Annotated in this window: 20 protein-coding genes; 12 read left to right on the top strand and 8 right to left on the bottom strand. The window is 72.2% G+C overall.

Features of this window, described 5'->3' with window-relative positions; translation table 11 throughout:
- Nucleotides 1-225 precede the first annotated feature (225 nt).
- Nucleotides 226-2832 (top strand): CHAT domain-containing protein, encoded by a 2607-nt coding sequence (locus ACIBJE_RS23065; protein WP_396751476.1) that lies wholly within the window; start codon nt 226-228, stop codon nt 2830-2832.
- Nucleotides 2833-2934: 102 nt separating this feature from the next.
- On the opposite strand, the gene ACIBJE_RS23060 is transcribed toward ACIBJE_RS23065, so the two are convergent.
- Nucleotides 2935-3438 (bottom strand): hypothetical protein, encoded by a 504-nt coding sequence (locus tag ACIBJE_RS23060; RefSeq protein WP_396751474.1) that lies wholly within the window; start codon nt 3436-3438, stop codon nt 2935-2937.
- A 204-nt stretch (nt 3439-3642) separates the two neighbouring features.
- Nucleotides 3643-4131, bottom strand: a complete 489-nt coding sequence (locus ACIBJE_RS23055; RefSeq protein WP_396751472.1) for a peptidase inhibitor family I36 protein — start codon at nt 4129-4131, stop codon at nt 3643-3645.
- 211 nt (nt 4132-4342) lie between these two features.
- Here ACIBJE_RS23055 and ACIBJE_RS23050 point away from each other — a divergent pair, with 211 nt between their 5' ends.
- From ACIBJE_RS23050 to ACIBJE_RS23040, 3 genes are all read left to right on the top strand, one after another.
- Nucleotides 4343-5602, top strand: a complete 1260-nt coding sequence (locus ACIBJE_RS23050; RefSeq protein WP_396751470.1) for a helix-turn-helix domain-containing protein — start codon at nt 4343-4345, stop codon at nt 5600-5602.
- 223 nt (nt 5603-5825) lie between these two features.
- On the top strand, nt 5826-6944 hold the full coding sequence (locus ACIBJE_RS23045; protein WP_396751468.1) for a DUF4185 domain-containing protein: 1119 nt from the start codon (nt 5826-5828) through the stop codon (nt 6942-6944).
- A gap of 73 nt (nt 6945-7017) precedes the next feature.
- The gene (locus tag ACIBJE_RS23040) at nt 7018-7764 is read left to right on the top strand and encodes a TetR/AcrR family transcriptional regulator (RefSeq protein ID WP_396751466.1); all 747 of its coding nucleotides are present in this window, start codon (nt 7018-7020) and stop codon (nt 7762-7764) included.
- Nucleotides 7765-7780: 16 nt separating this feature from the next.
- On the opposite strand, the gene ACIBJE_RS23035 is transcribed toward ACIBJE_RS23040, so the two are convergent.
- Nucleotides 7781-8392 (bottom strand): hypothetical protein, encoded by a 612-nt coding sequence (locus tag ACIBJE_RS23035; protein WP_396751464.1) that lies wholly within the window; start codon nt 8390-8392, stop codon nt 7781-7783.
- 277 nt (nt 8393-8669) lie between these two features.
- Here ACIBJE_RS23035 and ACIBJE_RS23030 point away from each other — a divergent pair, with 277 nt between their 5' ends.
- The 6 genes from ACIBJE_RS23030 (at nt 8670) to ACIBJE_RS23005 (ending at nt 16940) form a co-directional block, all read left to right on the top strand.
- Nucleotides 8670-9023 carry a hypothetical protein gene (locus tag ACIBJE_RS23030; protein ID WP_396751462.1) on the top strand — a complete coding sequence of 118 codons (354 nt, stop codon included), beginning with the start codon at nt 8670-8672 and terminating at the stop codon, nt 9021-9023.
- 542 nt (nt 9024-9565) lie between these two features.
- Entirely contained in the window at nt 9566-11962 is a 2397-nt protein-coding gene (locus ACIBJE_RS23025; RefSeq protein WP_396751575.1) for a lantibiotic dehydratase, read from the top strand.
- Between the two features lie 119 nt (nt 11963-12081).
- Nucleotides 12082-14340 (top strand): lantibiotic dehydratase, encoded by a 2259-nt coding sequence (locus ACIBJE_RS23020; protein WP_396751460.1) that lies wholly within the window; start codon nt 12082-12084, stop codon nt 14338-14340.
- 20 nt (nt 14341-14360) lie between these two features.
- Entirely contained in the window at nt 14361-15317 is a 957-nt protein-coding gene (locus ACIBJE_RS23015; protein ID WP_396751458.1) for an ABC transporter ATP-binding protein, read from the top strand.
- Nucleotides 15318-15415: 98 nt separating this feature from the next.
- Entirely contained in the window at nt 15416-16168 is a 753-nt protein-coding gene (locus ACIBJE_RS23010; protein ID WP_396751456.1) for an ABC transporter permease, read from the top strand.
- Entirely contained in the window at nt 16155-16940 is a 786-nt protein-coding gene (locus ACIBJE_RS23005; protein WP_396751454.1) for an ABC transporter permease, read from the top strand. The genes ACIBJE_RS23010 and ACIBJE_RS23005 overlap by 14 nt, the downstream gene beginning before the upstream one ends.
- Before the next feature lie 72 nt (nt 16941-17012).
- Here the strand turns inward: ACIBJE_RS23005 and ACIBJE_RS23000 are convergent, their stop codons facing one another.
- Complete coding sequence (locus ACIBJE_RS23000) at nt 17013-18320, bottom strand: condensation domain-containing protein (RefSeq protein ID WP_396751452.1); 1308 nt, start codon at nt 18318-18320, stop codon at nt 17013-17015.
- A gap of 339 nt (nt 18321-18659) precedes the next feature.
- Complete coding sequence (locus ACIBJE_RS22995; protein ID WP_396751450.1) at nt 18660-18890, bottom strand: phosphopantetheine-binding protein; 231 nt, start codon at nt 18888-18890, stop codon at nt 18660-18662.
- Between the two features lie 258 nt (nt 18891-19148).
- Here ACIBJE_RS22995 and ACIBJE_RS22990 point away from each other — a divergent pair, with 258 nt between their 5' ends.
- Together ACIBJE_RS22990 and ACIBJE_RS22985 are read left to right on the top strand one after the other, a co-directional pair.
- The gene (locus tag ACIBJE_RS22990; protein ID WP_396751448.1) at nt 19149-20006 is read left to right on the top strand and encodes a phytanoyl-CoA dioxygenase family protein; all 858 of its coding nucleotides are present in this window, start codon (nt 19149-19151) and stop codon (nt 20004-20006) included.
- Nucleotides 20007-20072: 66 nt separating this feature from the next.
- A complete protein-coding gene (locus tag ACIBJE_RS22985) occupies nt 20073-21062 on the top strand; it encodes an NAD-dependent epimerase/dehydratase family protein (protein WP_396751446.1) in 990 nt (329 codons plus the stop codon).
- Between the two features lie 269 nt (nt 21063-21331).
- On the opposite strand, the gene ACIBJE_RS22980 is transcribed toward ACIBJE_RS22985, so the two are convergent.
- The 3 genes from ACIBJE_RS22980 to ACIBJE_RS22970 all read right to left on the bottom strand — a co-directional run bounded on the left by ACIBJE_RS22980 (nt 21332) and on the right by ACIBJE_RS22970 (nt 24948).
- The gene (locus ACIBJE_RS22980) at nt 21332-22153 is read right to left on the bottom strand and encodes an SAM-dependent methyltransferase (RefSeq protein ID WP_396751444.1); all 822 of its coding nucleotides are present in this window, start codon (nt 22151-22153) and stop codon (nt 21332-21334) included.
- Between the two features lie 185 nt (nt 22154-22338).
- Entirely contained in the window at nt 22339-23556 is a 1218-nt protein-coding gene (locus ACIBJE_RS22975) for a cytochrome P450 (protein WP_396751442.1), read from the bottom strand.
- Nucleotides 23557-24009: 453 nt separating this feature from the next.
- The gene (locus ACIBJE_RS22970; protein ID WP_396751440.1) at nt 24010-24948 is read right to left on the bottom strand and encodes a sulfotransferase domain-containing protein; all 939 of its coding nucleotides are present in this window, start codon (nt 24946-24948) and stop codon (nt 24010-24012) included.
- Nucleotide 24949: the final 1 nt, after the last annotated feature.

The raw sequence follows: 24949 nt of genomic DNA, 5'->3' as shown, positions 1-24949 counted from the left end.
CGGCGGGAGACCCGACCGGGCGGACACGGCACGATTCGGTGGTCGGGCGTCACCGGACCTCCCAGGCGGGTGGAAGAGGCGTGGCCAAGGACGGTCGGCGCGGCCACGGAAGCGCTCTCCGAGCAGCACGATTATTTCAAAGTATTGCTCTGTGTCAATTGTTGATCACGAGTCGTCCGGTCGGTGTCGTTGACCGGACGGCGTCGTTCGGGGATTCTTCTCGGCATGGCCGACCGCACCGTTTCCGGTGCCGTCGTGGCACAGGCCGCCCTGGACGCGGTCCAGCGTTACCCGCACGAGGCGATCGCGACCGCCCGGCGGGTACTCGCCGGCCCGGCGGACGCCGGTGAGCGCTCCACCGCCGAACGTGCCATCGGTCTGGCCCTGCGGGAACTCAACGACCTGCCCGGCGCCCTGCGCCACCTGCGCCGCGCGGTCCGGGTCGCCGACGACCCCCGACTCCGCGCGCTGGCCCGGATGAGCCTCGGGTACGTGCTGGCCAACGCCGGGCGGACCACCGCCGCCCTGCGCGCGGTGACCCTCGCCCTCCCCCTGCTCACCGGAGCCGACGCCGGACGGGCGCGGATGCAGCGGGGCGTCGTGCTGCACTACCGGGGCCGCTTCGACGAGGCGGTACGGGACTACGCCGTGGCAGTGGAGATCGCCCAGCGGGAGGGCGACCTGCTGCTGGAGGCCCGGGCCCGCAACAACCGGGGACTGCTCAACGCCCACCGGGGCTCCGGTCGGGGCCCCGACGACGACCTGCACCGCGCCGCCGCCGCGTTCAGCCGGCTCGGGTTGGACCTGGCCGCCGCCGACGCCCGGTGGAACAGCGGCATCGCCACCGGGCAGCGCGGCGACGTGGCCGGCGCGCTGCGCTGTTTCGCGGCGGTCGACGCCGAGTACCGGCGTCTCGCGGTACCCCGCCCGGCGCTGCTGCTGGACCGGTTCGAACTGCTGCTGTCCGTACCGCTGATCGACGAGGCGGTCGAGGTGGCCACCACCGCCGTGACCGAGCTGCGCCGCCGGGGGATGGCCTCGGACCTGGCCGAGGCGCTGCTGGCCCGGGCCCGTGCGGCGCTGCTCGCCGGGGATCTCGGGACCGCCACCGGGGCCGCCGCGGCGGCCCGTAGCCGGTTCCGCCGGCAGGGTCGTCGTACCTGGGCCACCTTTGCCCGACACGTCGAGCTGCGGGCCGGGTACGCCCAGGGCGTCCGGTCGCCGGCCCTGCTCGCCGCGATGGTGCGGACCGCCGACCAGCTCGACGGGACCGGCTGGCCCGGGCCGGCGTTGACCACCCGGATCGAGGCCGCCCGGCTCGCCACCGCACTCGGGCGTACCGGTCGGGCGGCCGGGTTGCTGACGACGGCCGCCGACTCGCGCCGCCGGGGCACCGCGCCGCGCCGGGCCCAGGGCTGGTACGCGCTGGCCCTGCGGCACCGGCTGGACGGCGACGAGTCCGGGGCGGCCCGGGCGCTGCGCCGGGGACTGGCGGTGCTGGACGGGCACCGTGCGTCGCTCGGCGCGACGGAACTGCGCGCGCACAGCGGGGCGTACGGGCACGAGCTGGCCGCCGAGGGGTTGGACATCGCCGTCCGGCGGGGTGCCCCGACCCGGGTGCTGGCCTGGGCGGAACGCTGGCGGGCCAACGCGTTGCGGATGCGGCCGGTCCTCCCGCCCCAGGACCCGGACCTGGCCACCGCGCTGACCGAGCTGCGGATGGTCAGCGCCGCGCTGGAGGACGCCCTGCTCACCGGCCATCCGGTGCAGGCGCTGCGGCGCAGCCAGGCCCGGTTGGAGCAGCGCATCCGGGAACTGGCCCGGGGCGTGGACGGTGGGGGCGAACTGCTCCGGCCGCCCGGCGTACGGGCGCTCGCCCCGGCGCTCGGGGACGCCGTCCTGCTGGAGCTGGTGGCACACGGGGACCGGCTGCGCGCGGTGCTGGTCCGGGACGGCCGGGCGACCCTGCACGACCTGGGGCCGGTCGCCGAGGCGGTACGGGTGGCCCGGCTGCACCGCTTCGGGCTGCGTCGGCTGGTCACCACCGGCGACGGTGCGGACGCCCGGACCGGGGTGGCACACACCGCCGCCGCGCTGGACCGGCAGCTCTTCGACCCGGTACGCCGCCGGCTCGGCGACCGTCCACTGGTGATCGTGCCGATCGGCGCGCTGCACGCCGTACCGTGGTCGGGGTTGCCGACCTGCGCGGGGCGCGCGGTGACCGTGGCGCCCTCGGCGACGGCCTGGTTGCGGGCCGCCGGCCGGATCGGACCGGCCGGGCCGCCGGTGCTGGTGGCCGGGCCCCGGCTGCCCGCCGCCGAGGACGAGGTACGCCAGCTCGGCGCGGTGTTGCCCGGTTCCCGCCCACTGGCCGGAGCCGCCGCCACCGCCGACGCGGTCACCGGCGCGCTGAACGGGGCCGGGCTGGCGCACATCGCCGCACACGGCCGGTTCCGGGCGGACAATCCGCTCTTCTCGACCCTCGAACTGGCCGACGGACCGTTGACCGCCTACGAGTTGGAGCGGCTGACCAGCCCGCCCGGGTGCGTGGTGCTCTCGGCGTGCGACTCCGGCCGGGCCGCCGTCCGGCCGGGTGACGAGGTGATGGGCTTCACCGCGGTGCTGCTGGCGCTCGGCACCCGCAGCCTCGTGGCGACCGTCCTGCCGGTGCCCGCCGATCTCACCACCGCGCTGATGCTGGACCTGCACCGGCGGATGCGGGCCGGTGCCGGCCCGGCGGTGGCACTGGCTGAGGCCCAGCGGGCGTTCGGGACCGGCGAGGGGGCGGCGCACGCCACCGCCGCCGCGTTCGTCTGCTTCGGCGCGGGGTGACCGACACGGTCCGGCCCGCCGGGCCGGGTGACCGGGCGGGGCGGGGGCGCGGGACACGACCGGGCCGGCACCGGTGACCGGTGCCGGCCGGCGTACGGCGGATCAGCAGCCGCAGGTGTAGTACAGGATGTCCCAGTGGTTGCCCTCCTTGGTGTAGAGGTTCCCGGAGGGCGCCCGGTACTGGTAGCCGAAGCCGGAGATGTACCCGAGGTAGGTGTAGTGCGCCGAGATGTAGTTCTGGACGCACGTGGTCAGGCCGATGTCGACCTTGTAGCCGTTCCAGTGGCTGTAGGTGCCGCCGGCGTGGCCGGTCTCGGTGCCGGCGGTGATGGTGATGGCGCAGCCGCTGGCCCGCTTGAAGGTGATGATCCCGTCGATGGTCGCCTGACGGATGCCGTCAAAGGAGGTGCAGGTCGGGTTGTTCCGGTCGCTGCATCCGCCGCTTGAGGTCCAGGAGATCCCGGCGGACCGCAGCTGGGAGGTCGCGCTGGAGTGGCTGATGGCGAAGGCCGGGCTGGCCAGGCCGAGGGCGGTGGTCACGGCGGCGACGGTGGCGACCAGCAGGGTGAGCAGGCGACGACGCAGACCGGGTCGGGTGGGGGTCATGGCTCTCCCGTTCGCGAGGGGGTGAAATTCTGCGAGTGAACAAGCCGGCTTGCAAGATTCCTACCAGACATCGATACACATAACTATGTGGCGCTCCCACATGGCCCGGTTGCGCCCCGGTCGACGCGCCCCGGAGCGGTGACGTGTCGGCGGGCCCCCTCCGCTCGCCCCTCGCCGAGGGAGGAGGCCCGGACCGACCGGCGGTCAGGAGAACTTGATGGAACTCGCCCGGTTGCTCCAGCCGTTGCCGATGTTGGCCAGGTTGGCCGAGGCGTCGATCCAGGTGGACGCGGCACCGGTGAAGTTGAGCCCGTCGTAGAGCTTCACGTCGCACTGGTTGTAGGTGCGCACCGAGCTGATCCGGTTGTTCAGGTCGCCCGCCGCGGTGCTTCGCAGGTCGCCCCACTGCCACTCGGCGTCGTACGAGGGGGTGCACTTCCGGGACTGCACCCAGGCCAGCACCGTGCCGGTGTAGTTGGCCCCGTCGTACGTGCGGGCGATCACCAGGCTGGCCTGGGCACCGATCTCCCGCAGCGCCTCCACCTCACTACCGGCGCAGGTCGTCGCCCCGGTGTCCAGGTTGACCGCGCAGTTGCGGGCCGGAGCGGCAGCGACAGCGGGCACGCCGAGCGCACCGAGCAGCCCCAGGGCACCGATCGTCGCACCGGCCAGAGTGATCCTTCGGGTCCGCACAACTCTCTCCTCTCGTCGGGATGCGGGACGGCCGACCGGTCGTCCCGCATCCATTGCTAGTGGCCGGCCGGATTGACCGGAACGACTCCGGGGCCTGGTCAATCAATTCCGGACAGGGGTCGGGACGAACCGGAATCCGACAGCGGCCTGGATCCGGACGGGCACCGTCGGTAACCATGAGCTGACATGTCCACGACCCTGGGAGGAGTACGTGGCCCGTCAGGAGCGACCCGTCGATCCGGCCGCCGGCCCCGTGCAGGCCCTCGCGTACGACCTGCGCAAGCTTCGCGCCGAAGCGGGCAACCCCACCTACCGGGCGCTCGCCCGCACCGCCGGCTACAGCGCGACGACCCTCTCCGAGGCGGCCGGCGGCACCCGGCTGCCCACCCTGGAGGTACTTCTGGCCTACGTCGGCGCGTGCGGCGGAAACCCCGACGGGTGGCGGCGACGCTGGCACGAGGCGGTGGACGCGACGGGCACCGGGCACGTGGACACGACCGGTCGGGGCACCGGGCACGTGGACACGACCGGTCGGGGCACCGGGCACGTGGACACGACCGGTCGGCAGCACACCGACCCGGGGCACGACGACCACTCCCCGGCACCGGAGCCGGTCGGTCCGGCCGGCGGCCCGGCACCCGAGCGACCCCACCCGCGCCGGTGGCGGTCGAGCGGACCGGCAACCGTCGCCGTCGCAGCCGTCGCCGTCGCCGTCGCCGTCGTGGTCGCCGTCGTGGTCGCCACGGTGGTCGGGGTGATCCGGCGCGACGACGCCCCGACGACGTCACCGTCCACCGGCGCGTCCTCCTGTCCCCGTGTGCCGGCCGACGTCGCCTTCACCGGGACGACGTACGGCAGCGGCGCGCACGTCCGTGGTGGCGCCAGGCGGGACGCGCCGGTGCTGACCACCATCCCGACCGACTGCACGGTCGGCTTCACCGGCTTCTGCGTGGGCGAGAAGGTCTACGACAACACCGGCGGCACGCCCGACGTACGCTGGTTCACGGTGGCCGGTGGCGGGGTCGTCTCCTCCGCGGTCATCCACGGCAACCCACCCCGGGGACTGCGCGCGGCGGGGTGTCCCGACGGTCGGCCGACCCCGAGCGCCCTGGACTTCACCGTCGTCGCGGCCGACCGCTCCGGCGTCCTCACGCTGCGCGTCACCGGCACCGGCCTGGACGTCGCCGGCTTCACCTTCTCCCCCGAGGGAGCGTCCGCCTGGCGTCAGGTCGGCCTGGTCGACGTACGGGATCCAGCCGCCGGGGCGAGCGCCCGTCTCGACGGGCGGACCACGGCCCGGACCGGTGAGCCGGTCGTCCTGGTCGCGGCCGCCTGCCTGGGCGGAGACAGCCCGACCGGACTGGTCCGGGCACTGCGGCTGACCGGATCGCAGGCGACGCCGGTGACGCTCGACCCGGGTCGGCAGAGCGAGGCGGCGGCCTCCGCCTGCCGCTACCCGAGCGCGGGATGACCCGTCGGCGCCCTGCCGTGGTGCCGACATAGCACCCGCGGCAAGGGCTGCCACCAGAAGCAGCGGCGCGCTGGAATCCGCGCGCCGCATTGACACTTGTCACATTCTGGTTCGACACTCGTCCGCAGTCGGCGTTCTCACGGGCACGCGGCGGGCGAGACCACGCTCCGGCACCCGGAAGACCGTCGGTCGACGAGACGGTGGCGGTCGGGAAGGACGAGTCATGGGGATGAAGCGCCGATCACTGCTCGGCCGGATCGCCGCGGTGGGTGCGGCCGGGGTCGCCGGGTCCGCCCTGACGCTGCCCGGGACGGCCCAGGCCGCCGCCTGGAAGAAGCGACTGACCGGCGCGGACCTGGACACCAACAGCCGCTGGCGGGTGGCCGGCACCGACCTGGGGATCCCGTACGTGCTGGAGAACGGCTCGATCGGCTACCTCCTCGGCGACACCTTCGACACCCCGTGGCCGGAAGGTCCGCCGCTGCCGAACGACTGGCGCTCGCCGGTCATGCTGCGCTCCGCCGTCCACCCGGGCGCGCCGGGCGGGGTGGTCTTCGACAGCGCGGCGCGGGTGGCCGGCAACGGCCGGGCCCCGGAGGTGATGCACAACGGCCACAACGGCATCGGCATCGACGGCCTGTGGGAGGTCACCGTCATCCCCAACGACGGCATCAGCTTCCCGGAGACCGGTCGGCAACTCATCTCGTACATGAGCATCGAGAACTGGAACTCCGCCGGTCCCGCCGGGCCGCACTGGAAGTCGCGCTACGCGGGGATCGCCTACTCCGACAACGGCAACGACTTCATCCGTACGTCGTTGAAGTGGTTCAACACCCCGGACAACAAGGACCCGTTCCAGATGTGGACCATGCAGCGCGACGGCGACTGGGTCTACGTCTTCTCGGTACGGTCGGGACGGCAGGACGGCCCGATGATGCTGCGCCGGGTCCGCTGGGACCGGCTCTTCTACCCCGAGTCGTACGAGGGGTGGGGCTGGAACGGCTCGAACTGGGGCTGGGGCCGACCGTGCACCCCGATCCTCAACGGCCGGTTCGGTGAACCGTCGGTACGGCGGCTGGCCGACGGGACCTGGGTCATGTCGTACCTCAACTGCGCGACGGGCTGCATCGTCACCCGCACCGCCACCGGTCCGGACCGCGCCTGGACGGCAGAGAAGATCCAGGTCACCAGCTGGCAGGAGCCGGGACTGTACGGCGGCTTCATCCACCCCTGGTCCAGCCGCAAGGCCAACGACCTGCACCTGCTGGTCTCCAAGTGGACCCGGACCCCCGACGGTCGCAGCACGGCGTACCACGTCAGCCAGTTCGTCGGCACGGTCTGACCGGCGGACGCACCGCGTGGCCCGACCCCGGTGCGGGCCACGCCCCTCGGCGGGGTGCTTGAATCGGGGTCCTATGCGACCCTCCGCCAGCGAGCCCGCCGACCGGGAGGCCCGGAGCCCGGCGGCCACCGACGCCGTCACGCCGGCCGGACCCGGCCCCACGCAGGCCGGCTCGGCGCGGACCGACCCGACGCCCACCGGCCCGACGCAGACCGACCCGGCACGGCGGGGCGGTGCGACGAAGGGCGACCGGCGGCGCGAACAGATCGTCTCCGCCGCGGTCGAGTGCCTCGTCGACGACGGCTGGCCGGGGGTGACCCACCGGCGCGTCGCCGACCGCGCGGGCGCCAACGCCGGTCTCCTGCACTACTACTTCGGCAGTCTCAGCGGCCTCCGGCGGGACGTGGCCGTACGGGTGAGCGCGGAGGTGCTCGCCACGTTCGGTGCGGCGCTGCACGCCGACCCGGCACCCGGGGACCTCGTCGACGTCTGGTCGCGGGAACTGGCGGACCCCGGACCCGGCGACCGCCGGGTCCGGGCACTGGTGCAGATCATGGTGGGTACCGCCTACTACCCGGAGGTCGCGACCGTCGTCCGGGACTCTCTCGGAGCGACGAGACGGACGCTTGCCGCGTATCTGATCCGGGTCCACCCGGAGTGGACACCGGCACAGGCCGAGGCCCGGGCCTCGCTCCTGATCGCGCTCCTCGACGGCGTGGCGTTGCATGCCCTGGCCGACCCGGCCGGCCATCCCGTCGACGGGCCGACCGGCCTCCGGTCCGTGCTCGGCGTCCTCCTCGCCGGCGGCAGACAGGGGTGACCGTTGCCCAGCCGGATCACCCACCCGACGGGCCGGTGACCGGACGGTACGGTTCCTCCCGGACGGCGTGCGCCAACGTGAGCTTGAGGAACATCACGACCGGCAGCCACGCGAAGCCGTCCGGGGCCGGCAAACCGCAGGCGACGACCGTGGCGACGACGCAGCAACCGAGGGCGACCGGGCGTTGCAGGTGCAGGGCGGCACCCCGGACGGCGACGACGGACGTCAGGACGGCCAGGTACCACAGCGGCCCCCACCACCAGGACGCGCCGGGGAAGAGCAGGCCGACGGCGACCGGCTGCACGTGGACCGCAGCGAAGTGGACGGGACGCCGGACCAGACGGCCGAGGCGCGAGGCTTCCAGGGGCGAGTCGGCGGCATGGTGGTCCCGCTTGGCGGAGTTGAGCCCGTTGGCCACGACGCCTCCGGCCAGGTCGAAGGTGACCAGGGCGGCGAGCGCGTACTGCCAGGCCGTCCAGGTCTGCCCAGTGGGGCCGACGGCCAGGACGAGGGCCACCGCCACCAGTCCCGCCCCGGTGGCCAGGAGCCGCTCCTCCCGGCGTGCCCCCGTCCCGTGGACCGGGTCGGGCCTGCCGACCGGCACCGTCCAGTCCACCCGTACGCGCACCCGCTCCCCCTCGCCACGATCGTCGGCGCAGGCACCACGCCCCGACCGAACTTAGGCGAGTGTACAAAAACCTGCGCCGGTCGCCAGCCCGGTCCACGCTCCACCCGGAGAGACGGCGGCAGCGCCGGCCGCCGGCCGGGGCCGCGTGCGCACCGACGCGGACCGGGAAGGGGCACCCCCGACCCACCCGCACCAAAGTCATGACAATCTCGCGCCCCGCAATTCCCTCTTTTGGTATTGACTGGAACGGATGTCATCAACGACGGAAGGACGACAGATGCGTAAGCACCTCGCCGCGATCGGGATCGCCTCGGCGCTCACCGGCCTGCTGGCCCTCGCCACGCCGGCCAGCGCTGCTCCGGGCGACACGACCAGCGGGCAGCCGGGCGGGGCCCCGATCGTCGCCGCCACCTGCGAGTGGGTGGTGACCTGGCCGTCGGCGGGTGTGTACGAGCTGCCGACCCGGATGGACCCGGCGCTGAAGGTGAAGAACTCCGGCGACCGGGTCGGCGGTGGTTACTGCATGGAGCACTACAACACCAGCGAGTTGGAGTGGTACGTCTCCGTGTCGTGCAGCTGCGCCAGCGACGGGATCGGCTGGATGCGCCGCAACGCGCTCCGCGCGGCCTGAACCGGCACCCGGTCCGGTCCCGTCCAGGACGTACGGGGCCGGACCGTGTCCGGGTGCGCCGCAGGTCACCCGGGAGCCAGGTGGAAGCCCGCCTTCTGCTCGGCGATGTTCTCCGGATGGGTGCCCGCCTGGATCCGCGGCACGGGAGGGTGGTGGAGGAGGTAGTCACGGGCGGATGGGCTTCCCGGGATCCTCCTCGATGCACGCCGACCCTACCGACATACGGGACCGCCTGCGGTCCACCGGGCGGTTGCGACCACGGCGGACGGCCGGAGGACCACGGAAGCCCCACCCGCCCCCCCCGGGCGACTGAGCGAGCACTCAGCACACAGCAGCGGATGACACTCCGGTTCCCCCTGCTCACAAGACGTGTCGGCGCATCCGTCCGGTCTCCGCCGGCCGGGCGGAGCCCCTTGGCGGATCTCCATCGACGGGTAAGATCACGCAGGTCGACAGGTCCCCCTCCCTCCGCATCCTGTGGCGATCCGCATCGCTCCGGAAGGGCTGTCCCGATGAGACACGATCCAGTGACAGACGTGGCGATGATCCCCGGTTCCACCGCCGCCTCCCGGCGGGCCGTCGAACCGGGCCGGCGGGTGACCCTTCCCTCGGGCCAGTGGGCTGCCTGGAACCAGGTGATCCTGCGGGCTCCGGGTTTCCCCGCCGCCGGGCTGGCCGCACTCGCCTCCCCCGAGATCGGGCGCGCGGCCGACGCCGCGCTCGACGCGCCGGCCGGCGGTGAGCAGGACCGGGCGTACCGTGCGGTGTTCGAGCGGGAGATCCTCCGCGTGGGGACCGCGCTCCAGGACGTCGCCCGGGGCGACCGGTTCCGGCTCGCCCTCGGCTGGCAGAACCACCGTGCGCTGGCGACGGCGGTCGAGCCGCTGCTGCGCCGCCGACTCGGGACCGACCGGCGACACAGCAACCACCGTCAGCACGAGGAGCTGGTGGCCGGCTACTGGCAGCGCTACTGCCTGAAGAACGACACCATCGGGTTCTTCGGTCCGGTGGGCTGGACCCGGCTGGATCCCGACCGACCGGCCACCACCCTGACCGCCGGGCCGGGCCTGGTCGACCGCTTCGAGGTGTTCTTCGAGTCCTGGGCGATGGACCGACTGGCGACGGTGATCGCCGCCGAACCGGGCATGCCGGCCTGGCTGGCCCCGCGCCGGATGCCGTACGTGCGGCTCGACGGCGACACCGCCCGGCTGCCCGGTCGGCCGCCGATCCCGCTGACCGACCTGGAGGCGTCGATCCTCCGTCACTGCGACGGGGTGACCCCGGCGGTGGAGGTGGCCGCCGTGGTCCGCGCCGAGGTGACCGCCCGGCCGGACGACGCCGAGGTGTTCGACACCCTGAACCGGTTGTGCCGCCGGCGGCTGGCGAGCTGGAAGCTGGAACTGCCGCTCACCCCGTGGCCGGAGCGCTACCTGGAACGGGCCCTGCGGCGGATCGGCGACCCGGAGCTGGCCCGGACCCAGTCCGAACGGCTGGACCGGCTGGTCGCCGCCCGCGACGCGGTCCGGGCAGCGACCGCCGACGCGGCCCCGGGTCGCCTGGTCACCGCACTGCGCGAACTGGACCAGAGGTTCGTCGAGGAGACCGGCACCGCCGCCACCCGGCACGAGGGCAAGGCGTACGCGGGCCGCACCCTCGTCTACCACGACGCCCGCCGCGCGGTGGACCTGGTGCTCGGCGCCGAGGTGTTCGCCGCGCTGCGCCCCATCGAGCTGCTGCTGACCAGCGCGCGGTGGCTGAGCTACCAGGTCGGACGTGGGGTCACCGAGGTGCTGCGCGGGATCGCCTCGACCGCGATCGAGCGCGGTGGCGGGCGGCTGGACCTCAGCACCTTCTGGTTCGACTGCATGGCCCGGCTGCACCAGGAGTCGGCGCGGGTCGCCGACCAGGTGCAGGCGGAGTTCCAGCGCCGCTGGGACACCCTGCTCGACCACTCGGGGGACCGGACCACCGTCGAATACGCCGGCGCGGACCTGGCCGACCGGGTCGCCGAGGTGTTCGCGGCACCCCGGTCGGGCTGGGGCGGGGCCCGCTACTGCAGCCCGGACGTGATGATCGCGGCACCGGACCTGGCCGCGCTCAACCGGGGCGAGTTCACCCTGGTCCTCGGCGAGATGCACCTCAGCCTGAACTCCTGCCGGCACCACTGCTTCGTCACCCAGCACCCGGCGGCCGAGCAGCTCTTCGACTGCCTCACCGAGGACTTCCCGACCCCCCGCCTGCTGCCGGCGCTGCCGAAGGAGAACGTGGGTCGGCTCTCGGTCCGCACCCACTCGGCGCTGACCCGCGAGGACGACTACGTGGTGGTGCTCGCCCACCACACGGTGGACGCGGCCCGGCCCCGTACCCTCCCGGCGGTCGACCTGACGGTCGAGGTGGAGCCGGACCGGGTGGTCGCGGTGCTGCCCGACGGTAGTGCCCGCTTCGACGTGCTCGACCTCTTCTCGGAGATCCTCACCGACGTCGTGCTGGACCGGTTCCGGATCCTGCCCGAACGGGCCCACACTCCCCGGATCACCGTGGACCGGATGGTGATCGCCCGGGAGACCTGGCGGTTCGATCCGCAGGATCTGGCCTTCGCCACCGTCAAGGACGAGGCCGGGCTGTTCCTGGCGGCCCGCCGCTGGTGGCGCGCGACGAGCCTGCCGCAGCGGGTGTTCGTCAAGGTGCCCGGTGAGGACAAGCCGTTCCACGTGGACTTCGACAGCCCCACCTCGGTACGGATGCTGGCCCGGTCGCTGCGCCGGCTACGCACCGCCGAGCCGGACGACAAGGCGCTGATCACCGTCAGCGAGATGCTGCCGGACCCGGAGCAGCTCTGGCTGACCGACGCCGACGGCAACCGCTACACCTCGGAACTGCGTATCGCCATGGTCGACCTGACCCCGACCGATCCGGCACCGCCGCGAGCGGTGTCGTGACCGGCGACCGGCCGGAGTCGGCCGAGTCCGACCGCCCGCCGGTCGCCGACGGGCGTCGGGTGTGGTGGACGCACCTCGTCGTCCGTAGTGCCGGCTTTCCGGCCTCCGGTTTGTCACGGTTGACGCAACCCGCCCTGGCCGCCGCCGTCGACGTGGCGAACGGCGACCCGGCACCCGGCCACGGGAGGGCTCCCGCCGAGGGGACGCACCCGGCCGAAGGGACGCACCCGGCCGACGGGGGACTCGACGCCCTGTGGGCGGCGGCCACGCGGCGCGAACGGGTGGCCATCCGGGAGATCGCCGCGACCGAGCGCTTCCGGGCGGCGGTCACCTGGCAGAACCCGGGGGTGCTGGACACCGCGTTCACCCCGCTGCTGGCCCAACCGCTCGACGACGACCGGGCCGCCGCCAAGCGGCGGTCCCGGGAACGGCTGGTGACCAGCTACTGGCAGCGGTACTGCGTCAAGAACGACTCGATCGGCTTCTTCGGACCGGCCGTCTGGGGGCGGCTGTCCGACGACGACCCGACCGCCGTCCGGTTCCGGCACGGCCCGGCCCTGACCGATCGGCAGTGGACCGACGTGGAGCCCTGGGCGGTCGACCTGCTCGCCCGTGAGCTGAACCGGGATCGCCGCCTGGCACCCTGGCTGGCCCCTCGGCGGGCGCCCGTCCTGTGGTGGGACGGTACGCAGGCCGCGCTGCCCGGCCGCCGCCCGGAGCCGGTCGATCCGGTGGCCCGTACCCTGCTCGCCCAGTGCGACGGACGACGCCCGGCGCACGAGGTGGTCGCCCTGGCCGGCGCGGATCTGGGCCGCCCGGCGGAGGAGCTGTTCCCGGTCCTGGACGGGCTTCGTCGACGGCGCTGGCTGCTGTGGGACGTGGACACCAGTGGTGACCTGGACTCGCTCGACCAGCTCCGCGCGCTGGTGGAGACCATCGACGATCCGGCCGTGCGCGGACCGGCGTCCGACGCCGTGGCCCGCCTCGACCGGGCCCGGCGGGAGGTCGACCGCGACGGGACAGATTCGGACTCGCTCCGGTCCGCGCTCGACCGCGCCGCGGACACCTTCACCACGTTGACCGGCGCGGCACCGGTCCGGCGGGCCGGTCAGACGTACGGCGGCCGGACGCTGGTCGTGCAGGACTGCCGGCGGGACCTGCGACTCACCGTCGGTGCCGACCTGCTCACCGCGCTAAGCCCGGTCGACCTGCTGCTCCAGGCGGGCAGATGGCTGACCTGGCAGGTGCGGACCACGCTGCTGGAGCGGGTACGCGAGCCGTACGAGCGGGTCCGCCAGCGCGGCGGCGGACGTCCGGTCGATCTCGCCTCGCTCTGGCTGGAGTGCATCCCACTGCTCGGCACCGCCCTCGACGACCTGGTCGAGGATGTCTCTGCCGAGGCGCGACGGCGCTGGCAGGAGATCCTCGCGTGGCCGACCGGCGCACGTCGGTTCGACGCCGATCCCGACACGCTGCGCCCGGAGGTCGAGCGGGTCTTCGCCGCCCCGGCGAGCGGCTGGAGCGAGGGGCGGTACGCCAGCCCCGACTTCATGATCGCCGCGTCCGACGCGGACGCCGTCAACCGGGGCGAGTTCACACCGGTCCTCGGCGAGCTGCACCTGGGCGTCAACTCGCTGGACTATGCCTACTTCGCCCGGCTGCACCCGACCCGCGACGACCTGCTGCGAGAGGTCGACCTGGACTTCCCCCGGCCCCGGCTGCTGGTCATGGCACCGATGGAGGCCGGGGCGAACCTCGTGCCACGGACCCAACGGGCGCTGGTCCGTCCGCAGGACCACGTGGTGGCGCTGACCAGTCGGGTACCGTTCCCGACCCGGGGACGACCGCTCGACGGTGCCGACCTGACCGTCACCGAGAAGCCCGACGGTTGGGAGATCCAGCTGCCCGGCGGGGAGCGGTTCGATCTCATGGAGGTCTTCGCGCAACCGTTGAAGACCGCGCTGATGGCCCGGGTGTCCTTCTTCCGTGGCGAGCACCTGCCCCGGATCAGCTTCGGCCGGCTGGTCGTGGTGCGGGAACAGTGGCGGATCGCGGCCGACGAGCTCACCTTCGCCGCCGTCCGCGACGCGCGGGACCGGTACGCGCACGCCCGCCGCTGGTGGCGACGCCGCGACCTGCCCACGCGGGTCTTCGTCAAGTCACCGCTGGAACGCAAACCGTTCCACGTCGACGCCGACAGTCCCGCCCTGGTGGACCTGCTCTGCGCTGCGGTGCGCCGGCTGAAGACCGACGGTCCCGGTCACCGCCTGACCATCAGCGAGATGCTGCCGGCCACGGACGAGTGTTGGCTCACCGACCAGGCCGGCCAGCGGTACACCGCCGAACTCCGGCTGGTCGCGGTGGACCGGGCCAGCTGACGCGAGTGAAGGAGAAATTCGTGGCCCGTCCGGTGGTGGAGGTGTCGGGGCTCTCCCGTACGTTCACGGTCCGTAAGGAGACCGTGAGCGCGTTGCGCGACGTCACGTTCACGCTGCACGAGGGGGAGGTCGTCGGGCTGCTCGGGTCGAACGGCGCGGGAAAGACCACGTTGACCAAGATCCTGAGCGCGCTGCTGCTGCCGACCGGCGGGTCGGCGCGGATCCTCGGCCACGACGTGGTCCGCCATCCCCGACAGGTACGCGAGCGGATCGGCGTCATCTTCGGGGGCGAGACGGGGCTCTACGACCGCCTGACCGGCCGGGAGAACATCCGGTTCTTCGCCATGCTCAACGGCGTACGGCGACGGCAGATCACCGAGCGGATCGCGGCGGCGCTCGACGAGGTGGGGCTGACCGGTGCCGCCGACCGACCGGTGGAGACCTACTCCAAGGGCATGCGGCAACGCCTGCACATCGCCATCGGCACCGTGCACCGGCCCCGCGTGCTGCTCCTGGACGAACCGACCATCGGACTCGACCCGATCGAGGCGGAACGGCTGCGTACGGCGATCGGCCGGCTCCGTGACGACGGGGTCTCCGTGCTGCTGACCAGTCACTACCTGCTGGACGTGGAACGGCTGGCGGACCGGGTGCTGGTCCTGGCCGACGGCACCATCAGCGCGAACATGACGACCGGCGAGTTCGCGCGGGCCGCCGGATACCGGGCGGTGGTGACGGTGCGCGCCCGTGGCAAGGTGCCGCCCGGGCTGACCGACGGCGGTGTCGGCGTACTGGTCGACGGGATCGTCGAGGACGACGACGTGTGGTCGGCGCGGCTCCGGGTGCAGGACTGGGGCCCGACCTCGTTCGCCCATCTCAGCAGTGTGTTGAGCGACGCCGACGTACTGGACGTCGACGTGGCGCCGGTCCGGCTGGAGGACGTGTACGCGACCCTGGACCTCGGCGGGCGGCGGTGAGCCGGGCCGCCGTCCCGGTCCGGTCGGGCACGCCCGGATCGGACGACCGGACCGGATCCGCCGGGACGCGACCCGGGCCGGATCGGGAGTGGCTCTGGGTGCTGTTCTCCTCGCTCCGGTTGCAGACCCGCCTGATGCGGGGCAGCCCGTTCGCCGTGCTGCTGGGGATCGTGCAGCCGGTGGCCCTGCTCGCGGTCACCGTCGGCGCGAACGACCAGCTCACCACAGAGGCCACCACCCGGTTCACCGTCGGCGTGGTGATGATGGCGTTCTGGGGGGCCACGATCTGGACCGCCGGCGGCATCCTCCAGTTCGAGGTGCACGCCGGCACCCTGCGTGCCAACGTGACCAGCACCCGGTCGCCGCAGGTGATCCTGCTCGGCAAGTGTCTGGGTGCCAGCCTGTACACGCTGCCGATGATCGTGGTGACGACGATCGTCACCGTCCTGCTGCTGGGCGCGCCGCTGCGGGCGGATCGCCCGGGTCTGCTGCTGGTCGGCCTGCTGCTGGTCGCGGTCTCGGGCACCGGGCTGGGAATGCTGCTGTCCTGCCTGTTCCTGCTGACCCGACACGGCAACCACTGGTCGAGTGCGCTGATGTACCCGATCTACATCCTCGGTGGCTTCATGATCCCCATCGACCTGCTGCCCGGGGGCGTCCGGTGGATCTCGACGGTGGTCAGCCTGCGGTGGGCGACCGACTTCCTCACCGCCGCCGCGGCCGGTCGCTTCGCCGCCGGCTCGCTGGCCATGGTGGTGGCGCTGACCGTCGGCTACTTCGCGCTCGGCTGGTACGCGCTCCGGCAGATCATCCGCCGGGCCAAGCGGGAGGCACTCCTTGACCGTCGCTGAGCAACTGGGCCGGTCGGCCGAGACCGTACGGTTCGGCGTACGGGAGTTCTACGCGGAGAACCCACCGCACATCGTGGTCACCGTCCTGATTCCCCGGGCGGTGCTCCAGGCGCTCTTCATGACGCTGCTCGGCGGCGTGATCGGCGGCCCCGAGCTGCGGGAGTACGCGTTCGTCGGGTCGCTCGCGGTGATCCTGCCGCTCGCCGGGGTGATCGCGGTCGGAGAGATCCCGGGCAACGACAAGTGGAACGGGACCTTCTACCGGGTCCGCAGCGGACGGATGCACCCGTTCGTGATCTTCTTCCTGCGGGCCCTGCCGTACGTCCTGCTCGGCGTCGTCTTCAGCGCGGTGTCTCTGCTCGTGGTCGGCGCGCTCACCGGCATGGGCGGGCTGATCCTGCGGCTCGTCCCGCTCCTGCCGCTGTACGTCCTGATGTCGGTGACCGTGACCGCCGCCGGGCTGGCCGCGGCGGCCTTCGCGGTCGGCCGGCGGGCCGACGTGCTGATCGGCAACCTGCTGTCGTACCTGATCCTGTTCGCCGGGGGGATCCTGGTGCCACCGGGCCGGCTCGCGGTGGCCGACCTGGTCGGTGCCGTGCTGCCGGTCCGGCACGGCCTCCAGGCGGTGCACGCGGCGCTGGCCGGCGAGCCCTGGCTCGGCCACGCGGCGCTGGAGTGCGTGGTGGGTGCGGGCTGGGCGGCGGTGGCCCTGCTGGTGGTGACTCTCCAGGTCCGCCGGGCCCACCGGCACGGTCACGACGACTTCACCTGACCCGGCCGCCGGCGCGTGGCGCGGGGCGTCAACGCGACCGGAACAGCCCCGCGTCCAGGTCGGGCGTGGGTGTCAACGCGACCGGAACAGCCCCGCGTCCAGGTCGGCGTCCACTCCGGCGATCTCCGTCAGCACCTGTACGTAGCGGTCCACGAACCGGTCGGCCCAGGACTGTTCGTACTCGCTGGGCCAGCAGAGCAGCACCACCGTCAGCTCGTCCTCGCTGGCGTGCACGGACAGTTCGAACGGGAAGGGAGTGTCGAGGACGTCCGCGTCGTCCTCGAACTCCAGCCCCGCCACCTCGTTGTCGCCGTGCAGCCGGTTCATGAGCTGGAAGACCATCATCCGCCGGAACCCGTCGCCGGTGACCCCCAGTTCCTCGCGCACGTCGGCGGGGTACTGGTGCAGGTAGAGCTCCTGGTGGGCGAAGGCACCGACGAACGTCCGGTGGGTGTCCCGGACGAACTGCGCCGCGTCCCGCGACTCGGGCACCCGGCAGCGCAGCGGCACCAGGTGGGCGAACGGCCCGACCGTCTCGTTGACCTCCGGCCGGCCCCGGTTGGCGAACAGCGAGAAGATGGTCAGGTCGTCCTGGCCGCTGGCCCGGTGCAGCTCGGCGGCGAACGCGGTGAGCAGGAGCGGGAAGAGCGTGGTGCGGTGCCGCCGGGCGAGGCCGCGCAGCCGGCCGGCAAGCTCTCCAGGGAGGTGCCGGGTGACGGCGACCCGCTCCGGCCAGGGCAAGGTCGGGGCGTCCCGGTCGGGCAGTGCCGGCAGGCAGGCTCCGTCCAGTTGCTTCGACCAGTAGTCCCGCATACGTCGGAGGCCGTCCCCGGTCGACCACTGCCCGGCCCAGGACGTCCAGTCGGAGAACTGCCACGAGACCGCCGGCAGCTCGACCCGTTCACCCGTCCGGCGGCGGTAGAGCGCCTTCAGGTCCCGAGCGATGATCTCGCAGGACCAGTCGTCGGCCAGTAGCGCGTGCAGGTTGAGACGGATCTGGTGGTCGGTGGGGCCGAACCGCTGCACCGTCAGCCACACCGCCGGCCGACTCGACGGGTCGATGTCGGCGGCCTTGCAGGTGGCCGAACGGTCTCGCCGGGCCTCCTCGGACAGGCCGAGGTCGGTGAGGTCGAGCAGGTCGTAGCGGAGCGGTGCCGGCTCGTGGAGGCGCTGCCGGAGCGTCCCGTCGCGGAACTCGAAGGTGGTCCGGAGGATCTCGTGCCGGGCCACCAGGTCCTCGACCGCACCGCCCAGTGCGTCGAGGTCCAGCGCGCCCCGGATCCGGAAGCGGATGGACGAGTCGAGCACTTCCGCGCCGTCGCGTTGGTACGCGGACCACAGTTGACGCTGGCCGACGGACGCTTCGATGTCAGAAGTCACGACAACTCCACTCGCGATGGTCCGGGCATCGACGGGTGACTGACGCTACGCTCGAGCATCGGACACTGTCGGTAACCAGCCTGCTCGCCCGTCCAAGTCCGGGGTTCGCCACGAATCGTAGCCGGTCGACATCCAATGCTGAAGGTCGCCAGGACGGTGTCCAGCCACTTCCGGGCTACGAGGCTTCGATGCACCCGCGTCGGGTGATGCCTGCCGGTGGTGGCGCCGCCTGCGGGCGGCACTGCCGACCACTACGGACTGTCACACCTGGCGAGGATCTGCTGCCAGCCCGCCCGCCACCAGCCCGACGTTGCGGCAGGCGGGCAGGTCCGTCCGACGTCAGGCCGACAGCGAGGAGAGCGCCTCGGCGAGCTCCTCGGCCGTCGGATAGATGAACATCTGGGCGATTGGCACCGCCACGCCGGCCTGCTGGTTGATCATGGCAGCCGCGTCGACCGCGGCGGTCGAGTCGCCGCCGCTCTCGAAGAAGTCGTCCTGCGCGGACATCGAGGGGTTCTTCAGCACGACCCGGAAGACGGCCAGGATCTGATCGCTGAGCTGAGCAGTCATGCCCGGATCCTAGCGCTGACCTGTGCATATGAACGCAACTCACCTATTGCCGACCCAGTTTGATCGACTACCGTACCTGCACGGAGCGCCCTACCGCACCAGACGGTGAAGCTGGCCTCCGACGGCCGTGATGCTCTCCGGCCCCGGTCGATTCTGCCCGCGCGACTGAGGCCCCGGCGGACGCCACCGACAACCAGGACAGTCACCGTCAACACCGGCGGCGGCTTGCCATAACCACGCGAAATGTGGGGAGAAGTCATGTCATCAGGTCATCGCTCGATCTTCGTCGAACCACACCGGTCGCCGGCCGGTGTGCGACGGCTGACCGAGGACCAACTCGACCACGCGCGCAACCTGTTGCGGGTCGAGGGGGCAGTGATCCTGTCGGGAATCGTGCCGGCGGAACTGGTGGCGCGGCTCCGCGACGCGATGCTGGCGGATCTCGCCCGGCGCGAGCGTCCACTGCCCACCAACTTCGTGAGCGGTCACATCCAGCAGGACCCGCCGCCGGTGCCCGAGCTGCTCCTCCCCGAAATCATGACCAACGAGTCGGTGTACGCGGTGACCACCAGCCTGCTCGGGTCGGACGCCAAGAACGCGGTCTACAGCGGCAACATCAACCTCCCGGGCAGCGGGGAGCAGCCGGTGCACCTCGACGAGGGTCACCTCTGGCCCGGACCGACCGAGCATCCGCCGTACGCGCTGGAGGTCGACATCCCGCTGATCGACTTCACCCTGCACAACGGCACCACCGAGTACTGGCTCGGCACCCACCAGCTCAACCCCGTGGGCTGGTACGACGACTCGGGTCGGGTCAGCGCGTCGGCGCTGGAGGAGCGCCGCGCGGTCCGGCCGCCCCAACGGTTCGACATCCCGGCCGGCTCGGCGGTCATCCGGGACGCCCGGCTGTGGCACCGGGGCACGGTGAACCACTCCTCCGCGCCCCGCCCGATGGTGGCCATGACCCACTACTGCGACTGGTTCGAGACACCGCCGATCGTCCTGCCGACCGCGGTACGGCCGTGGATCGAGTCGTCGCCGTACCGGACGAGTGCGACCTTCACCGACGAGCCGATCGACTACTTGACGTCCGCGCATGCCTTCGCGATCCAATGAGCGCAGATCGCCCGGCGGTCGGCCCGGCCAGCGGGTGACCGGGCGGATGCGGAAGGGGAGTCACTGGTGAGGACATTGGTCGTCGGGGGTACCGGCACGGTCGGACCGGGCGTGGTCCGTGGGCTGGTGGACGCCGGACACGACGTGGTGGTCGCCCACCGTGGCGAGACCGTCGCCGAACTGCCCGGCGGGGTGTCGGTCGCCCGGGTCGACCGGCATCTCGACGGGGCGCTGGCAGAGCTGGTGTCGACCGTACGCCCGGATGCGGTGGTGGATCTGACCTGCGACGACGAGGAGGACGGCCGGCTCACCGTGGCCGCCTGCCGGGAGGTCGACCGGTTGCTGGTCGTCTCCTCCGTCAACGCCGCCGGCGGTCCGCTGCCGACGCCGGTGCACGAGCGGGTGGCACCCGCCCCGGTGTCCGACTACGGTCGCGACAAGCTCGGCCTGGAGCAGGCGGTCCGGGACAGCTGGGCGACGGGGGACTCCCGCGCGCTCCTGGTCCGGCTCGGTCCGGTGTACCGGCCGGGCAGTCCGCTGGACGGACAGCTCGCCGAGGACACGTACTGGCTCGGGCAGGCGCTGGCCGGTGAGCCGGCGGTCCTGGCCGACGAGGGCGAGCGGTACTGGAACCTGCTGCATGCCGAGGACGCCGGACGCGCCTTCGCCACCCTCCTGGCCAACCCGGCCGCCGAGCGGGACCTGGTGCTGGTCGCGTCCCGACGCCCGATCCGCTGGCGTGACCTGTACCGGACCGTCCACTCCGGGCTCGGCCTGTCGACGCGGACCGTGTCCGCCCCGGCGCAGTGGCTCGTCGAACAGCTCAGCGACGACGAGTGGCTCCAGGAGACGTCGCTGTGGGACCAGGTCTACGACCTCAGCCTGCTGGAACGGCTGGCCCCGGAGTACCAGGAGCACGCGGGCGACAAGGACCTGGTGGCGACGGCCGCGTGGCTGGTCGACCAGGGCGAGACCGGTGATCCGGAGCTGATCGCGGAGATCTCCGGCCTGGGCCGGGCGTGGGCCGCCCGCAACGGGTCGCCGACGGACGGTTAGCCGCCCGGTGTCCCGGGCGGGTCCATCGGGCCCACCCGGGGCCGGTGGGCTGTCCGGTCGGGCGGCGTCCCTGCTGGCGTCACTGGTTGGCGAGGACGACCTGCCGCGCGTCGACGACGATGTCCACCCAGCGTCACCGATCAGGGGACCTGCCGCGAAGGGCAAGGTCGGCCGGACGGAGTTCGTCGCGTCCGGCAGCAGCGCGACGAACTCCATCCGGCCGGGTTCCCGCAGGAGGAGACCGGCGGTCACGCCGACTCGGCGGGCCGTCAGTCGGTCGGGCCGGGCTTGCGGCCGACGGCGACGTAGAACGTGAGGATGCCACCCGGGGCGATGGTGACGGTGTCGTCGTGTGGGCGCCAGTCGGGATACTCCACGACTCCCGGCTCGGTCAGCTCGTACCCGTCGAACAGGGCGACGATCTCGTCGCGCGACCTCGGGGTCAGCTCCGCGCCCACCTCGGTGTTGTACTTGTCCTGCATCTGGGCCATGTCCGGGATGGCCGTCGACCACGAACTGTGGGAGAGCACCAGGAAGCTGCCCGGTGCCGTGGCGTCCCGCAGACGACCGACGATCCCGGCGGGTTCGGCGCTGTCCGGGATGTAGTGCAGCAACCCCAGCAACAGGACACCGACCGGTTCGTTCAGGTCGATCAGGGCCCGCAGGGCGGGGTCGGTCAGGATCTTGTCCGGGTCGCGGACGTCGGCCTGGATCACGGCCACCCGGTCGTTGCCGGCGAGGATCTCGCGGCTGTGCGCCACGGCCACCGGATCGACGTCCACGTAGACCACCCGGGCGTCGGGTGCCGCAGCCTGGGCGACCTCGTGGGTGTTGCTGAAGGTGGGAATGCCCGAGCCGATGTCGACGAACTGACGGACGCCCTGCGCCACCAGGAGCCGGACGGCCCGGACCAGGAACTCCCGGTTGGCCTTCACCAGTTGGGGGAACTGCGGTTCGGTGGTGAGCATGAACTCGCCGAGGTGACGGTCCGCGGCGACGTTGTGGCTGCCGCCGAGGAAGTAGTCGTACACGCGGGCGATGCTCGGTTGCTGGAGATCGACGCCCTCGGGCGCCCAGTTCGGTCGGTCCACACACGCCTCCCATGAGTCTGTGCCGTTCGCCGATTGGCCGGGGATGTTCTCCGATCGTGGTGAGTGGCGGATCACCGGCGACCGGTGGATCGCTGTGGACGTCACGGGGCCGGGACGGCCCACGTCCGGGCCGAACCCGGGGCCCGGCGTCCGCCGCAGGGCACCGGGGAGCCTTCGCCTCGGGGTCAGCCGAAACGCAGGGGCAGCACCTCGGGGCCGTAGATCCCGATGGGGGGCCGCCAGGTGACGGGACCGGCGACCGACGGGGGCCCCAGGCGTCGGGCGAGCACGAGCAGCGCCTCACCGAGTTCGGCACGGGCCAACGCGGCACCCAGACAGGTGTGCGGTCCCCCGCCGAACTGGAGTGGAGGGGTCTGCCGGGCAACCGTGATGTCGAAGGTGCCGGGGTTCTCGTACACCCGGGGGTCCCGGTGCGTCGCGGGCGTCAGGACGACGACCGTCGCGCCCTTCGCGATGTGCAGGCCGTGGTAGTCGAAGTCCTCCTCGGCCCACCGCAGGACGGTCCTCGCCGACGGGGACCAGCGCATGACCTCCTCCACCGCCTGTGCCGCCAGCTCGGGACGCTGGCCCAGCAGACGCCACTGCTCGGGGTGTCGGGAGAAGGTGACCATGGCGTTGGCGAGCTGGTGACGTGTCGCGTCATGAGCGGCGAACATCAGGGTCACGATGAGGTTGAGGACCTCGTCCCTGCTCACCCGACCCTCGTCCCGCTGGGCGGCCAGCAGCGCGGAGATGAGGTCGTCGCCCGGCTCGACCGACTTCCGGTCCATCAGGGCACCGACGTATTCGTACAGGCCGACGACGGCGGCCTCCACCCGTGCCTGGGTGTCACCACCGTGCGCGAAGCTGAGGACCAGGCCGAGGTCCATCGTCCAGTTCTTGAACGTGTCGTAGTCCTCACCGGGCACGCCGAGGAGCTGGCACATCGCCGCGAGGGGCAGCGGGTTGCCGAAGTCGTCGACGAACTCGCACACGTCCACCGACTCGATGTGGTCGGTCAGGCGCTCGGCCTTCGCCCGGATGAAGGGCCGCAGATCATTGATCATGCGTACGGTGAACGCCTTGGTGACCAGGCTGCGCAGGCGACGGTGTTCCTCCCCGTCGAAGGTGACGATCATCGAGACGTACCAGTCGTAGATCGGCCCCTCGGTGATGCCCTGCATCTCGATGAGACGGGTGCCGCCGTGGCCGAGCCTCGGATCGCGCAGAAGCTCCTGTCCCTCGGCGTACCGCAGCACGACGGGACCCACCGGGCTTTCCGCATACCAGCTTTTCGCCTGGGCCGACGCCACCTCGGGGGAATTGAAGTCGAAGTCGGGGTCGGCGAGATCGAGGAACGGAACGTCGTCGGTTACCGGGTCTGGGCTTGCGGTCGATGTCATGCTTCACTCCCGTGGAGCAGGATCCCGCTCCGGCGCATCCGGCCGCACCGGAAGACTAATGACAGGGAGTATGCCACGGCACCACGCTTCATGGGAGCGCTCCTCCATATCTCGCCCCCCATTCCCGCGATTGCCGAAAACATTCGACCAATGGGATTCCCAGACCTCGGAAATGGCCCACACATCCGGAGATAAAAGGTCCACGCAAATCGCGACACACGGGACCAACGAGGCAGTCCTCATCACCGCCGGCCGCCCCTCGGGCGCGTATTGATCGGCGGATCGGGCCTCGGGCGATACGGATCATTCGCCGCAACGGAAATCCGACCATCACCGGCGCACAGAAATTGGACCGGGCCGGGCCGGGCCGGGCCGCTCAATCAGGTCGGCAGCAGGCCCGATGTCCCTGGTGACGACCGGCGTCGTGCGGGATCCCAGTGATCGGCGACCGACTCAGCCGGCTGACGTACGTGATCGCCCACGCGCGCCGCCCGCCCGCCCGGCCGACCCGGAGCCCAACCAGCCCGCATGGAGCCATTCGACGAGGTCAGGGGGCGCGAGTTCCGCCAGACGGTCCTGGTAGCGACGGACGTCGGACGGGCCGAGCAACGCGCGCCACTGCCCGCTGGTGCCGGAGTGGAAGAAGTCCCGGTTGCTACGCCAGAGATTGGCGCTGGCCCCGGGTGCCAACTCGTCGGCACGCTCCCGCATACGCTCGAAGGTGGCCGCGCCGGCGAGCTGCTCGATCCGCCGGTCGCTGACGTCGATCGCCAGCACGGTGGCCAGGTGTCGGAGCTGGCCGGGCAGGTCCGTCAGGAGATCGTTGTAGTGGAACAGCGCCACCCCCGGTTCGTGCCGCCGCTCCCAGAACGTCCGCACGTGGTGGACCAGGTTGACCAGGGTCACGCCCGGGCCGGTCGGGTCGTCGACGAACTCGCCGTCCGCCCACTGCCAGAACCGCTCGAGCGGGTCGGCGGGCGGAGTCGGGACCTTCCGGGGGTCGATGCCGGCCCTGGCGGCCTCGGCCACTCTGACTGCGGGATTGATGTTGGCGCTGGCCGCGTCGAAGGACATCGCGACATCGCGTGGATCGCGGCCCTGGCAGACATAGGTCACCCGCTCGTCGAAGGGGAGTCCGTCGAGCGGCGTGTGGGTCTTGATGAAGCGTCGGTGCTGTTGGGCTTCGAGCGTCGCGCAGGTGCTGGCGAGGTCGTGGCTCACGGCATCGAGCCATGGGGAGATCTCGGTCAGCGGACGAGGGAACTCGGGCGAATCGAAGATCAGCAGAGCGCACAGCATCTGCATCCAACTCGTTCCACATTTCGGCGGCGTGCTGATCACCACGTCACCGTCCCGCATCGGGAAACCGGCCCACAGAGCACTGTCGGACACC

It is taken from the genome of Micromonospora sp. NPDC050187, from assembly GCF_044459745.1.
In the GTDB taxonomy this organism is placed as follows: domain Bacteria; phylum Actinomycetota; class Actinomycetes; order Mycobacteriales; family Micromonosporaceae; genus Micromonospora.
This window is presented reverse-complemented; position numbering and strand designations above follow the sequence as displayed.